The organism is Streptomyces sp. NPDC002698, assembly GCF_042888945.1.
Taxonomy (GTDB): domain Bacteria; phylum Actinomycetota; class Actinomycetes; order Streptomycetales; family Streptomycetaceae; genus Streptomyces.
Genome location: NZ_JBIAQM010000019.1, coordinates 48,064 through 61,757, shown reverse-complemented (window position 1 = coordinate 61,757; position 13,694 = coordinate 48,064). Strand labels below are relative to the sequence as shown.

Sequence of the window (13,694 nt, the reverse complement as noted above, 5' to 3'; positions counted from 1 at the left end):
CGCGCCGGACCCGGCGGACCGCGCGGGCTCAGCCCGCGAGGCCCACCACCAGCCAGATGAAGGCCACGCCCGCCACCGTGCACAGCAGGGTCGAACGGGCGGGGTGCTCGTGGTGTGCCTCCGGGAGGATCTCGGCGGCGGCGAGGTAGAGGAGTACGCCGCCGAAGAGTCCGAGGTAGCCGCCGAGCAGCGGCTCGGGGATGGTGAAGAAGAGCGTCGAGGCGGCGCCGATCATGGGGGCCGCCGCGTCCGCGTACAGCATGAGCAGGGCCTTGCGCCGGGCGTTCCCGTACAGGCTCGCGATCGTGTACGTGTTGAAGCCGTCCGCGAAGTCGTGGGCGATCACCGCGAGGGACACCGCGAGTCCCATGCCCCCGCCGACCTGGAAGGCGGCGCCGATCGCGACGCCGTCCATCGCGCTGTGGCCGACCATGGCACCGGCCGCCGTGAGGCCCACCTCGGGCGCGCGTCCGCCGTGCTCCTCGCCGCCGTGCGCGGCCTGGCGGTGGGCGAGGAGACGTTCGACCAGATGGGCCAGCAGGAAGCCGCCCACGAACAGGAGCAGCGCCGCCGGTACGCCGAACACCTCGGTGCCCGCCGCGGCCAGCGCCTCCGGCAGCAGGTCGAGGCCGACCACCCCGAGCATCAGGCCGCCGGCCAGGCCGAGCACCAGATGGCGGCGGTCGGTCACCCGCTGCGCCGTCCAGCCGCCGACCAGCGTCATCAGGAACGCGCCGAGCGCGACGAGGACCGCCATAGGCCCTTGCTATCCGATGCACCCCCCTTCGCGCACCCGGGGCGACGGCCCCGCGCCCGCAGAAGCCTTCGCAGCACCCCTGATTTTTCGTAGGAGAGGACCGATTCCCATGGCCGATGCCCCCACCGGCAAAGTGACCTTCGTCGGTGCCGGCCCCGGCGCCGCCGACCTGCTGACGTTCCGCGCCGCGCGCGCCATCGCCGAGGCCGACATCGTGATCTGGGCGGCCAGCCTGGTGCAGGCCGAGGTCCTCGGCCACGCGCGCGAGGACGCCGAGATCCTCGACTCGGCGACGATGTCGCTGGAGGACGTCGTCGCCGTCTACGAGCGGGCCCGCGCCGAGGGCCTGCGGGTGGCGCGGATCCACTCCGGCGACCCGGCCCTGTGGGGCGGTACGCAGGAGCAGGTCGACCGGTGCGCCGAGCTCGGCATCGGGACCGAGATCGTTCCGGGTGTCTCGTCCTTCTCCGCGGTGGCCGCGATCGCGCAGCGCGAGCTGACGATCCCCGAGGTCGCCCAGTCCGTGATCCTCACCCGGCTCGGCGGCGGCAAGACGCCGATGCCGCCCGGGGAGGACGTACGGGAGTTCGCGAAGCACGGCACGACGATGGCGCTGTTCCTGTCCGCCGCGCGCAGCGGACAGCTCGTGCGCGAGCTGCTGGAGGGCGGCTATCCGACGACGACACCGGTCGTGGTCGCCTACCAGGCGACCTGGCCGGAGGAACTGATCGTGAAGTGCACGATCGGCACGCTGGAGGAGACCGTCAAGGAGCACAAGCTCTGGAAGCACACCCTCTTCCTGGTCGGCCCGGCCCTCGACGCGAGCGGCACCCGCTCGCACCTCTACCACCCCGGTCACTTCCACGGCTTCCGCAAGGCCGACCCGCAGGCGCGGGCCGAGCTGCGCGCCGCGCGCCGCGGTGGTGCGGGCGGTGCGCAGGGCCCCGCGTCATGAGCGTGGACGTCACGGGCGCGGCGGGGCGGCCGGCCGGCGCGGCGGGAGGGTCCGCCGGTCCGGTGGACCGCTCCGGCGTGATCACCGTCGTCGGTACGGGCACGGGGGCACCGCTGCCCCCGGACGCCGGGGCTCTGCTCGCCGGGGCCGGGCTGGTCGTGGGTGCCCGGCGGCATCTGGCGGCGGCCCGGCTGCCGGCGCGGGCGGAGCAGGTGGTGCTCGGGCCGCTGGCACCGGCCCTGGACCGCATCGAGCGGTACTCGGACGACGGGGCGCGCGGGGGCCCGGTCGTGGTGCTCGCGTCGGGCGACCCCGGGTTCTTCGGGATCGTGCGGGCGCTCGCGGAGCGGTTCGGGACCGGGCGTCTCGACGTCCGCCCCGGTGTCTCCTCGGTGGCGACCGCGTTCGCCCGGCTCGGGCTGCCCTGGGACGACGCGGTGGTGGTCAGCGCGCACGGGCGTGATCCGCGGACGGCCGTCCAGGTCTGCCGGTCGCGGCCCAAGGTGGCCGTGCTGACCGCTCCCGGGTCCGGGCCGGCCGAGCTGGGCGCCGCCCTCGCCGACGCGGGCGCGGAGCGCGTCCTGGTGGTGGCGAGCGCCCTCGGCGACCCGGAGCACGAGCGCGTCGAGCGGGTCACGCCCGCCGAGGCCGCCGCCCGCGACTGGGGTCCGGCGGTCAGTGTCGTGCTGTGCCTGGACGCGTCGCGGTCCCTGGCTCCCGTGCGGACCGTCGCCGGTCCGGCGGCCGGTCCCGGCCGATGGGCCCTGGACGAGAGCGAGTTCGCCCACCGCGACTCGATGATCAGCAAGTTCGAGGTGCGGGCGCTGGCGCTGGCCAGGATCGGGCCGCGGCTCGGCGACCTGGTCTGGGACATCGGCGCGGGCTCGGGGTCCGTCGCCGTGGAGTGCGCGCGGTTCGGCGCCGCGGTGACCGCGGTCGAGAAGACCCCGGACGGCTGCGACCGGGTCCGTGCCAACGCGGCGGCGCACGGTGTGGACGTGCGGGTCGTGCAGGGGGCCGCGCCCGGCGTGCTGTCCGGCCTGGACGGTTCCCACGATCCGGACGCGGTCTTCATCGGCGGCGGCGGGCGTGAACTGCCCGAGATCGTCGCGGTGTGCGCGCGCCGGGCCCGGCGGGCCGTCGTGATCGCGATGGCCTCGCTCGACCGGGTGCCGGCCGCCCGGGACGCGCTCACCGCCGCCGGATTCAGCTGCGACGGCGTGCTGTTGCAGTCCTCGCGGCTGGCCCCGCTGCCGGGCGGGGTCTCCCGGCTCGCGGCGGCCAATCCCGTCTTCGTGCTGTGGGGCGTCCGGCCTCCGGCCCGTACCGAAGGAGTCTCCCAGTGATCGGCCTGATTTCCGCCACGGCGGCGGGCGCGGCGGCCCGTGACCGGCTCGCCGCGGCATGGTCCACGCGTACCCGGGTGTACGACGGGCCCGTGGCGGACGCCGTGCGGCGGGCCTTCGCGGAGTGCGACCAGGTGGTGTGCTTCCTCGCCACGGGCGCGGTCGTACGGCTCGTCGCGCCGCTGCTCTCGGACAAGGGGTCGGACCCCGGGGTGGTGTGCGTCGACGAGGCGGGACGGTTCGCCGTGTCGCTGGTCGGCGGCCACGCGGGCGGGGCGAACGAACTCGCGCGTGAGGTGGGCGAGTTGCTCGGCGCCGAGCCGGTGGTGACGACGGCGACCGACGCCGTGGGCGTGCCCGGTCTCGACACCCTCGGCCTCCCGGTGGAAGGGGATCTCGCCGGGGTCTCGCGGGCCATGCTGGACGGCGAACCGGTGGTGCTGGAGCGGGAGTCGCCCTGGCCGCTGCCCGCGCTGCCGCCGAACGTGGGCAGTCCGGCGGCGCCGGGAGCCGCGGTCGTCCGGGTGAGCGACCGGGTCCGGGAGACGGCCGCGGGCGAGGTCGTCCTGCGTCCGCCGTCCCTTATCGTCGGCGTCGGCGCCTCCCGGGGCGCGCCCGTGGAGGAGGTCCTCGGGCTCGTCGAGGACGCCCTGCGCGAGGCCGGCCTGTCCGTGCGGTCGGTGGCCGGACTCGCCACCGTGGACGCCAAGTCCGAGGAGCCCGGCATCGTCGGGGCCGCCGAACGGCTCGAGGTCCCGCTCCTCACGTACACCGCCGAGGAGCTGGCGGCGGTGACGGTCCCGAACCCCTCCGACGCGCCCCTCGCCGCGGTGGGAACCCCGTCCGTGGCGGAGGCCGCCGCGCTGCTGGGCGGGGGTGAACTCCTCGTGCCCAAGCGGAAGTCGGTACGGGCGGACGGGCAGCCCGCGATGGCGACCTGCGCGGTGGTGCGCCGCCCGGCGCGCGGGCGGCTCGCGGTCGTCGGCCTCGGCCCCGGGGCCCGCGATCTGCTCACCCCGCGGGCGACGGCGGAGCTGCGGCGGGCCGCGGTGCTCGTCGGGCTCGACCAGTACGTCGACCAGATCCGCGACCTGCTGCGGCCCGGCACCCTGGTCCTGGAGTCGGGGCTCGGCGCCGAGGAGGAGCGGGCGCGCACGGCGGTGGCCGAGGCGCGCCGCGGACAGGCCGTCGCGCTGATCGGCAGCGGCGACGCGGGCGTGTACGCGATGGCGTCGCCCGCGCTGGCCGAGGCGTCCGACGACATCGACGTCGTCGGGGTGCCCGGGGTGACGGCGGCGCTCGCGGCCGGGGCGATCCTCGGCGCGCCGCTCGGCCACGACCATGTGTCGATCAGCCTGTCCGACCTGCACACGCCGTGGGAGGTCATCGAGCGCCGGGTGCGCGCGGCGGCCGAGGCCGACATCGTCGTGACCTTCTACAACCCGCGCAGCCGGGGCCGGGACTGGCAGCTTCCCCAGGCGCTCGCGATCCTCGCGGAGCACCGGGCGGCGGCGACGCCGGTGGGTGTGGTGCGCAACGCCTCCCGCCCGGACGAGTCGAGCCGGGTCACGACGCTGGGGTCCCTGGATCCGGGAATCGTGGACATGATGACCGTGGTGACGGTCGGCAACACCGCGACCCGCGAGATCGCCGGGCGCATGGTGACACCGCGTGGCTACCGCTGGCAGAAGGAGGCCGAGTGAGCCGAGTGAACCAGTCCCTGCCCGGACTCCGGGCCGCGCCCGGCGCCGGGCGGGAGCCCGTCGGCGTCCCGCCGCACCCCTCCGTTCCGCGGGCCGACCCGGCCACGAGGAAGACCGCTCGGGCCGACCCGGCCCTCCAGAAGACGGCTCGGACCGACCGGGCCTCGACAACCGCTGAGGCCCACCAGGCCCCGACAACCGCCGCGGCCGACTCTGCCGCCGAGGAGACATCGTGACCACCCCGCCCCCCGCGCTGCTCGTCGCCGGACACGGCACCCGCGACGAGGCCGGAGCCGAGGCCTTCCGTTCCTTCGTACGGGAACTGGGCCGCCGCCATCCCGAACTGCCCGTCGCCGGCGGGTTCATCGAGCTGTCGCCGCCACCGCTCGGCGAAGCCGTCGGCGAACTCGTCGGACAGGGCGTACGGCGTTTCGCCGCCGTGCCGCTGATGCTGGTGTCGGCCGGGCACGCCAAGGGCGACATCCCCGCGGCGCTGGCCCGTGAGAAGGAGCGGCACCCCGGGATCTCGTACGCGTACGGTCGTCCGCTGGGCCCGCATCCGTCGCTGCTCGCCGTGCTGGAGCGACGGCTGGACGAGGCCCTCGGTGACACCGCGGCGACCCCCGAGGAGCGGGCCGGTGTGACCGTGCTGCTCGTGGGCCGCGGCTCCACCGACCCGGACGCCAACGCCGAGGTGCACAAGGCCGCCAGGCTGCTGTGGGAGGGCCGCGGGTACGCGGGTGTCGAGACGGCGTTCGTGTCCCTGGCGGCGCCGGACGTGCCCTCCGGCCTCGACCGCTGCGTGAAGCTGGGCGCGCGCAGGATCGTGGTCCTGCCCTACTTCCTGTTCACCGGCATCCTCCCGGACCGGGTACGGCGGCAGACGGAGGACTGGGCCGCCGCTCACCCCCGGGTCGAGGTGGGTTCCGCCGACGTCATCGGTCCCGAGCCCGAGCTCCTCGACCTGGTCATGGAGCGCTACCGGGAGGCCGTCGCGGGCGACCTGCGGATGAACTGCGACTCGTGCGTGTACCGGATCGCGCTGCCCGGCTTCGAGGACAAGGTGGGGCTCCCCCAGCAGCCCCACTTCCACCCGGACGACGACGGGCACCACGACGGACACGGGCACCACCATCACGGGGGACACGCGCATTCCCATGCCCACTGAAGAGGCCGCCGAGGGCGGGCACGACCTGCGGCACCACGGGGACGCCGAGGTGCGCGACGACGGTTCCGGGCTGACCGATCTGGCCGTGAACGTCCGGGCCGACACCCCGCCCGCGTGGCTGCTTGACCGGATCGCCGCGTCGCTGCCGTCCCTCGCGGCCTACCCCGACGGGCGGGCCGCGCGGGCGGCGGTGGCGGCGCGGCACGGGCTGCCGGTGGAGCGGGTGCTGCTCACGGCGGGCGCGGCCGAGGCCTTCGTGCTGCTCGCGCGCGCCCTGGGGGTGCGCCGGCCGGTCGTGGTGCATCCGCAGTTCACGGAGCCCGAGGCCGCCCTGCGGGACGCCGGCCACACGGTGGGCCGGGTCCTGCTGCGGGAGGAGGACGGCTTCCGGCTCGATGCGGCCGCCGTCCCCGAGGACGCCGATCTCGTCGTGATCGGCAATCCGACCAATCCGACCTCGGTGCTGCACCCGGCCGGGACCGTCGCCGGACTGGCCCGTCCCGGGCGGGTGCTGGTGGTCGACGAGGCGTTCATGGACGCGGTGCCGGGCGAACGCGAGACCCTGGCCGGGCGGACCGACGTCCCCGGTCTCGTCGTGCTGCGCAGTCTCACGAAGACGTGGGGCCTGGCGGGGCTGCGGATCGGCTACGTACTCGCCGGTCCCGACACGATCGCCCGGCTGGAGCGCGCCCAGCCGCTGTGGCCGGTCTCCACGCCCGCGCTCGCGGCCGCGGAGGCGTGCGTGTCCTCGCAGGCGCTCGCGGAGGCGGCGCACGCGGCACGGCGGATCGCCAAGGACCGGGACCATCTGGTCGCGGGGCTGCGGGAGTTCGCCTGCACCGACGGGCTGCGGGTGGTGGAGCCGGCGGAGGGCTCCTTCGTCCTGGTCCGGCTGCCGCGGGCCGCCGGGGTGCGCCGGGTTCTTCGCGGTCTCGGGTTCGCGGTACGGCGCGGGGACACGTTCCCCGGGCTCGGGGACGAGTGGCTGCGCATCGCGGTGCGGGACCGGGCGACGGTCAACCGGTTCCTTCAGGCCCTGGACCGGGCGATGACCGTCTGCGGGGGCGGCGGCGGGGGCGGAACGGGGATCGTTCCGCCCCGGCAGCCCCCGCCGCACGGGCCGCCCCCGCCCGGCCCCCGTCCGGAGCCGCCGCGGACCCCCTCCACGGCCTGACCGGCCCGTTCCCCGGGCCCCGGACGTGCCGCGCCCGTTCGGCCGCTCCGGCACCCGGGGAGCAAGGGTTCAGGCGCTCGCCGGGGCGGGGCCGCCGTGGGTCCCATCGGTGCCGGGGGCAGGGCGACCCTCACCCCGGGCCGTGGCGCCCGCCGACCGCGGCACACCCGGTACGGCGGCCTTCGCCCCCGGGCCGCACCAGGGGCGAGCCGACCGCCGGCCCCGGCGGCACCGGGGCACAGCGGCCGTCAGCTACGGCGGCGACGGGAGACGGCGACCGCTCCACTGCCCGCGGCGAGCAGGGCCACCGCGCCACCGGCCAGGTACGGCGTCATCGAACTGCCGCCGGTCTCGGCGAGTCCGCCCTCCTCGCGGGCGCCCTGCGGGCTCGGCTCGGCCGCCGGCTCGGCGGACGCCGGGGGACTGGCCGGCGCGGCCTCCCGAGCAGGCGCGTCCGGTGACTCGCAGGTGGCCTTCGCCAGGGTCACCGTGCCCTCGACCTCGGCCACGTTCAGCTTCAACGGGTTGACGGACACGTTCAGTTCGAGCGCCGACGCGGCGGCCGTCCGCGAGGTGGTCCCGGTCCTGGAGAGGTCGAGCCGCACCTCACCGACCCCCGGCACCTTCACGTGCGTCGGGCCGCCCGTCGTCAGGGTGACCTTCTTGCCGAGAACCTTGACCGATCCCAGCAGGTTGGCGGTGGCGACGGGCTTCTTCCCGGCCTCGCAGGTCGCCTTCGAGGTCACGTCCTGGACCTCGATGAGCGACAGCAGCGGCAGCCCGGGGACATGGACGGCGGCGTGCGCGAGGCGGGTGGAGCCCTCGGCCTTCTCCGCGGAGACGGTGGCCTCGGCGGTGGCGACGTCCGCGCGCAGCACGCTGAACGGACGTCCGTGGTCGACGCCGTCCAACTCCGCGGTGAGCGCGGTCTTCTCGGCGCTCCGCGGTGCCCGCACCTCGTTCAGGGAGACCTCGAGCGGGACGTTCACTGTCTTGCTGAGGAGGGACACGTCGAGTCCGGTGCGGAGCACGACGGCGCTCGCGCGGCCGTGGTGGTCACTCGCGTGCGCGGAGCCCGCGCCGGCCAGCCCGGCGGGACCCGCGGCGAGGACGGTGGCGGCCGCGGTGACCGCGAGACGGCGTGCGGGCATGCGGTGGTTGATGCTGTTCAAGGGTGGGACCCCCCTAGGAGAAAGCCTGGGACCCGGAAAGAATTACGCACTGAGAGTGAACAGTCAGGCACCTGACGTGAGTTCACTCCATCGTGGGTTCCCCGCGCACGTCTTCGAATCCCTGGGCACGGTTGTTCCCCCCTGTCACTCGCTCACCGTACGAGGACGAACGCGCTGGTTGACGTCGCGGCGGGTGCCGGGGCGGCGTGCCCGAGCGCCCGAGGGTGTTCAACGAGCACGCCGCCCCGGCCGTCACGCTCCGTCAACCACGCCCGCCTCAGCCGACGATCCGCCCGTTCAGGACCACCCGCCGCGGATCCGCCAGGACCCGTACGTCGTCGCGCGGGTCCCCTTCGTAGACCACGAGGTCCGCCGGCGCCCCCTCGTCGAGACCGGGCCGCCCGAGCCAGCTCCGGGCACCCCAGGCGGTGGCCGAGAGCGCCTCGACGGGCGGGATGCCGGCGGTGACGAGCTCGGCGACCTCGGCGGCGACGAGGCCGTGCGCGAGGGAGCCGCCCGCGTCGGTGCCCACGTAGACGGGGATTCCGGCGTCGTACGCGGCCCGCACGGTGTCGTAGCGGCGCTCGTGGAGGCGTCGCATGTGCGCGGACCACTGGGGGTACCTGGCCTCGCCGCCGTCCGCGAGCCGCGGGAAGGTGGCGATGTTCACGAGGGTCGGGACGATGGCGACACCGCGCTCGGCGAAGAGCGGGACGGTGTCCTCGGTGAGGCCGGTGGCGTGCTCGACGCAGTCGATGCCCGCCTCGACCAGGTCGCGGAGCGAATCCTCGGCGAAGCAGTGCGCGGTGACCCGGGCGCCGAGCCGGTGCGCCTCGGCGATCGCCGCCTCGACGGCCTCGCGGGGCCAGCAGGCGCTCAGGTCGCCGGTGCCGCGGTCGATCCAGTCCCCGACGAGCTTGACCCAGCCGTCGCCGCGCCGGGCCTCCTGGGCGACGTACGCGACGAGGTCCTCGGGCTCGATCTCGTGGGCGTAGTTGCGGATGTAGCGGCGGGTGCGGGCGATGTGCCGGCCCGCGCGGATGATCTTCGGGAGGTCGTCGCGGCCGTCGATCCAGCGGGTGTCGGAGGGCGAGCCGGCGTCCCGGATCAGGAGGGTGCCGGCGTCGCGGTCGGTCAGCGCCTGCTTCTCGGAGACGTCCGCGGGGACCGGCCCGTGGGCGTCGAGCCCGACGTGGCAGTGCGCGTCGACCAGGCCGGGCAGCGCCCAGCCCTCGACGACGCGGACGTCACGGGCGCCGCCGGGGCGCTCGTACGAGATCCGGCCGCCGACGACCCACAGCTCGTCGCGGACGTCGTCGGGCCCGACGAGGACCCGCCCCTTCACGTGCAGTACCGGGTGATCGCTCATGTCACGCACCTTAGTGAGGCGGCCCGACCTCCCCGCTCCCCCGGTCCGCTCCCGGCCGGTACCCGCCTGGTCCCGTCCGGTCCCGCCCGGCCGGCCCTACTCCGGGTCCGCCGTGTCCGGTCTCTCCTCCTCGACGTCCGCCATCGCCGGGTCGAGCAGCCGGGACAGGAAGTGCCGCGTCCGCTCGTGGGCCGGATCGCCGATGACCTGCGCCGGGACACCGTCCTCGACGATCACGCCGCCGTCCATGAAGACGACCCGGTCGGCGACCTCGCGCGCGAAGGTCATCTCGTGGGTGACGACCATCATCGTCATGCCCTCGTCGGCGAGCATCCGCATGACGGCGAGGACGTCGCCGACGAGCTCGGGGTCGAGCGCCGAGGTCGGCTCGTCGAAGAGCATCACGTCGGGTCCCATGGCGAGCGCGCGGGCGATCGCGACGCGCTGCTGCTGGCCGCCGGAGAGCGAGGCCGGATAGGCGTCCGCCTTCTCCGCGAGACCCACCCGGGCGAGGTTCTCGGCGGCGGTCCGGGCCGCCTCCGCCTTGTCCCGGCCGAGCACCCGGCGCTGCGGCAGCGTGAGGTTCCCGGTCACCGACAGATGGGGGAAGAGGTTGAACTGCTGGAAGACCATGCCGATACGGCGGCGTACGGCGTCGATGTCGACGTCGGGGTCCGTGACCTCCGTACCGCCCACGAACACCTGACCCTTGGTGGGTTCCTCCAGGAGGTTCACACAGCGCAGCAGGGTCGACTTGCCGGAGCCGGACGGGCCGATGACGCAGACGACCTCGCCCCGGGCGACCTCCAGGTCGATGCCGCGCAGGACCTCGTTGTCGCCGAAGGACTTGTGCAGGTCCTTCACCTGGATCTCGGGTGTGCTCACTTGGACACCTCCCCCGACTTCGCTTCGAGACGCCGTACGACGAAGCCGAGCGGGATCGTGACGAGCAGGTAGCACAGGCCCGCGACCAGGATCGGCGTGGAGTTGGCGGTCGTGCTGGCCAGGTCGCGGCCGTACTTGGACAGTTCGCGCTCCTCCAGGGTGACACCGAGGAACAGCACCAGCGAGGAGTCCTTGAAAAGGGTCACGAGTTCGTTGGTGAGCGGCGGGAGGATGATCCGGAACGCCTGCGGGACGATGATCGAGACCATGGCCCGCGCGTGCGAGAAGCCCAGCGAACGGGCCGCCTCCATCTGCCCCTTGGGTACGGCCTGGATGCCCGCGCGGAACGTCTCGGCCATGTACGCGGCCCCCACCAGACCGAGCGCGATGGCGACCTTGCCGTACGTTCCGCCCGGGATCTCCGTGCCCGGGAACGCGAGCGGCACCGCGACGCCCACGAAAATGAAGATCACCAGGGCGGGCAGCCCGCGGAAGACCTCGATGTAGATTCCGGCGAACCAGCGGTAGGGGCCCACCGAGGACAGGCGCATCAGGGCGATGACGACGCCCAGCACGAGACCGACGACGAAGCCGAAGGTCGTGTAGAGGACGGTGTTCTTCAGCGCCAGCGTGATGACTTCCGGGAACATCTGCTTGACCAGGTCCCACTGGAAGAACTGGTTCTGCAGACGGCCCCAGTCCGCCGTGACCGCGAAGGCGATCACGACGGCGGCGAAGACGACGTACTGCGCGCCGCGCGAGAGCGAGCGCTTCCGGCTCCGGCTCAGGCCGGACCTACGGGGCTGGACGGGTGCGCCGGCATCACTCATGAGGCGGACGGGGAGGCGGAGGCCGCGGCCGCGTCGTACGGGCCGATCCACTTCTCGTAGAGCTTCTTGTACGTGCCGTCGGCCTTCGCGTCCGCCAGCGCCTTGTTGATGGCGGCGACGAGCTTGGTGTTGCCCTTCTTCACCGTGAAGCCGTACTGCTCACCGGTGTTGATGTTGTCGGCGACCTCGAAGGCGTCGGCGTTGGCCTTGTCCTTGAGCCAGCCCTGGACGACCGGGTAGTCGATGATGACGGCCTGCACCTGACCGCTGCGCAGCCCGCTGAGGACGGCGTCGGAGGACTCGAAGGAGACCGGGTCGAAGCCCTGCTGCTTCGCGTAGTCCTCGCCGGTGGTCTGCGCCTGGGCACCGAGCTTCTTGCCCTTGGCCTTGACGTCGGCGAGGGAGGTGATCCCGCTGTCCTTGCCGACCAGGACGGCCTGGGTGGCGTCGAAGTACGGGTCGGAGAAGTCGACGTTCTTCTTGCGCTCCTCGGTGATCGTCATACCGGCGGCGGCCAGGTCGCACTGGTCGGAGTTGAGGAACGCGCCCGTCTTGAAGTTCTCGAAGGGCGTGTCGACGATGGCCTGCTTCACGCCCAGGTCGGCGGCGACGAGGTCGATCAGCGACACGTCGAAGCCCTGCACCTTGCCGTCGATCTCCGACTGGAAGGGCGGGTACGGCAGGTGGGTGCAGGTGGTGAGCTGACCGCTCTTGACCAGCGGGACCCCGCTCGCGGTCGTGGTCTTGCCGCCTCCGCTGTCCGAGGAGCAGCCGGCCACGAGCAGCAGCCCGGCCGTGGCGGTGGTGGCGGCCAGAACACGGGTCCGGCGTCCGGGGACGGAGTACACGGGGACCTCCAGTGGGGGGAACAGAGGGTTCCGATTATAAGGAAAGGTTTGGGTCACTCAAATCAATCCGATGGCCACTGGGCCGTCTGGCCTCAGAATTCGCCGGTCCGGGTACGCGGGGGGCCGCCGGTTACGCTCTGGTCGTCGACCCCATCGTGAGCGAAGAGAGCACCGCCGTGACCCACCCCTTCCTTGACCTGGCGCCGCTGAGCGCCGCCCGCTTCGCGTCGATCGAGGACCGTGTGGCCCGGCTGCTCGGCACCGCGCAGGACGTCGTGATCATGCAGGGCGAGGCGCTGCTCCCCCTGGAAGGAGCCATCCGGGGCACGGCCGGTCCGGGCACCACCGCGCTGAACGTCATCACCGGCCCCTACGGCCAGACGTTCGGCGACTGGCTGCGGGACTGCGGGGCCACCGTGATCGATCTGGCCGTGCCGTTCCACACCGCGGTCACCGCCGGACAGATCCGCGAGGCCTTCGCCGAGCACCCGTCGATCGACTTCGTGTCGCTCGTGCACGCCGAGGCCGCCACCGGGAACACCAACCCGGTGGCGGAGATCGGCGAGGTCGTACGCGAGCACGGCGCCCTCTTCTATCTGGACGCCGTCGCGTCGATCGGCGCCGAGCCGGTGCTGCCGGACGCCTGGGGCGTGGACCTGTGCGTGATCGGGGCGCAGAAGGCGATGGGCGGTCCCGCCGGGGTGTCGGCGGTGTCGGTGAGCGAGCGGGCGTGGGCGCGGATGGCCGCGAACCCCGCCGCGCCGCGCCGTTCCTACCTCTCCCTGCTGGACTGGAAGGAGCGGTGGGTCGACGGCGGCCGCACGGCGTTGCTGCACGCGCCGGCCCAGCTGGAGATGCTGGCGCTCGAGGCCTGTGTCGAGCGGATCGAGAGCGAGGGCCTCGACGCGGTGACGGCCCGTCACGCCTCGGCCGCCGCGGCCACCCGGGCGGGAGCGGTGGCCCTCGGCGGCGGCCTGGCCCCGTACGTGGACGCCGCCCGTGACGCGGCGCCCGTCGCCACCACCCTGCGCGTGCCCGAGGACGTCGACGCGTCCGCGGTGGTCGCGAAGGCACTGGCCGCGGATCCCGCGCTGCCGCTCGCCGCGGGCGGCGGCGCTCTCGCGCGGTCGATGATCCGCGTGAACCACTACGGCCCCGCCGCCACCCGGGGTGCCGTCCACGCAGGTCTCGCGGGGCTCGGCGCGGCGCTGGCCGAGTCCGGTTTCCCGGTGGACCTGGAGGGAGCGCGCCGGGCCGTGGCACTGGCCTGGGGCTGATCCGGAGGAGACCGGCGGGGGCGTCCGCGCCTCCGCCGGGTCACCGGACGGGAACGCGCGCGTGTCGCACCCACCATGGCGCGGGAATTCCAAATCCACTCCCCCGTTTATCCTGCTGTCAATTCGGACTCGAATTTCTTCGGTGCGGCTTCCCGCATTCTCCTGCCCGCTCCCTCCGTGCCTAAACGCAAAGATTTCGCGAACACGAGC

13 protein-coding genes are annotated in these 13,694 nt (G+C 74.0%); 7 read left to right on the top strand and 6 right to left on the bottom strand.

What is annotated here, in order from left to right; translation table 11 throughout:
- Positions 1–28: 28 nt before the first annotated feature.
- Positions 29–757, bottom strand: coding sequence for a ZIP family metal transporter (locus tag ACFYW9_RS25155; RefSeq protein ID WP_328668366.1), 729 nt, complete (start codon positions 755–757; stop codon positions 29–31).
- Positions 758–866: 109 nt separating this feature from the next.
- Between ACFYW9_RS25155 and cobM the strand changes: the two genes are divergently transcribed.
- From cobM to cobC, 6 genes are all read left to right on the top strand, one after another.
- Positions 867–1,712 carry a precorrin-4 C(11)-methyltransferase gene (gene cobM, locus ACFYW9_RS25150; RefSeq protein WP_328453888.1) on the top strand — a complete coding sequence of 282 codons (846 nt, stop codon included), beginning with the start codon at positions 867–869 and terminating at the stop codon, positions 1,710–1,712.
- Positions 1,713–1,789: 77 nt separating this feature from the next.
- Positions 1,790–3,058: a precorrin-6y C5,15-methyltransferase (decarboxylating) subunit CbiE gene (gene cbiE / locus ACFYW9_RS25145; RefSeq protein ID WP_389154653.1), complete on the top strand. Its 1,269-nt coding sequence runs from the start codon at positions 1,790–1,792 to the stop codon at positions 3,056–3,058.
- Entirely contained in the window at positions 3,055–4,761 is a 1,707-nt protein-coding gene (cobJ, locus tag ACFYW9_RS25140) for a precorrin-3B C(17)-methyltransferase (protein WP_389154464.1), read from the top strand. The genes cbiE and cobJ overlap by 4 nt, the downstream gene beginning before the upstream one ends.
- The gene (locus ACFYW9_RS25135) at positions 4,758–4,997 is read left to right on the top strand and encodes a hypothetical protein (RefSeq protein WP_389154461.1); all 240 of its coding nucleotides are present in this window, start codon (positions 4,758–4,760) and stop codon (positions 4,995–4,997) included. Before cobJ ends, ACFYW9_RS25135 begins: the two co-directional genes overlap by 4 nt.
- Positions 4,994–5,929, top strand: coding sequence for a sirohydrochlorin chelatase (locus tag ACFYW9_RS25130; RefSeq protein WP_389154458.1), 936 nt, complete (start codon positions 4,994–4,996; stop codon positions 5,927–5,929). Before ACFYW9_RS25135 ends, ACFYW9_RS25130 begins: the two co-directional genes overlap by 4 nt.
- The gene (gene cobC, locus ACFYW9_RS25125; protein WP_389154455.1) at positions 5,919–7,103 is read left to right on the top strand and encodes an Rv2231c family pyridoxal phosphate-dependent protein CobC; all 1,185 of its coding nucleotides are present in this window, start codon (positions 5,919–5,921) and stop codon (positions 7,101–7,103) included. Before ACFYW9_RS25130 ends, cobC begins: the two co-directional genes overlap by 11 nt.
- A 248-nt stretch (positions 7,104–7,351) precedes the next feature.
- Here cobC and ACFYW9_RS25120 read toward each other — a convergent pair whose 3' ends face one another.
- The 5 genes from ACFYW9_RS25120 to ACFYW9_RS25100 form a co-directional block, all read right to left on the bottom strand.
- Positions 7,352–8,275, bottom strand: coding sequence for an SCO1860 family LAETG-anchored protein (locus tag ACFYW9_RS25120; RefSeq protein ID WP_389154452.1), 924 nt, complete (start codon positions 8,273–8,275; stop codon positions 7,352–7,354).
- Between the two features lie 277 nt (positions 8,276–8,552).
- Positions 8,553–9,644, bottom strand: coding sequence for an amidohydrolase family protein (locus tag ACFYW9_RS25115; protein WP_389154449.1), 1,092 nt, complete (start codon positions 9,642–9,644; stop codon positions 8,553–8,555).
- Between the two features lie 96 nt (positions 9,645–9,740).
- Entirely contained in the window at positions 9,741–10,529 is a 789-nt protein-coding gene (locus ACFYW9_RS25110) for an amino acid ABC transporter ATP-binding protein (protein ID WP_389154445.1), read from the bottom strand.
- Positions 10,526–11,359 (bottom strand): amino acid ABC transporter permease, encoded by an 834-nt coding sequence (locus ACFYW9_RS25105; RefSeq protein WP_351872450.1) that lies wholly within the window; start codon positions 11,357–11,359, stop codon positions 10,526–10,528. The genes ACFYW9_RS25110 and ACFYW9_RS25105 overlap by 4 nt, the downstream gene beginning before the upstream one ends.
- Positions 11,356–12,207 (bottom strand): transporter substrate-binding domain-containing protein, encoded by an 852-nt coding sequence (locus ACFYW9_RS25100; RefSeq protein ID WP_351872448.1) that lies wholly within the window; start codon positions 12,205–12,207, stop codon positions 11,356–11,358. Before ACFYW9_RS25100 ends, ACFYW9_RS25105 begins: the two co-directional genes overlap by 4 nt.
- 176 nt (positions 12,208–12,383) lie before the next feature.
- On the opposite strand from ACFYW9_RS25100, the gene ACFYW9_RS25095 reads away from it, so the two are divergent.
- On the top strand, positions 12,384–13,484 hold the full coding sequence (locus ACFYW9_RS25095; RefSeq protein WP_351872583.1) for an aminotransferase class V-fold PLP-dependent enzyme: 1,101 nt from the start codon (positions 12,384–12,386) through the stop codon (positions 13,482–13,484).
- Positions 13,485–13,694 lie beyond the last annotated feature (210 nt).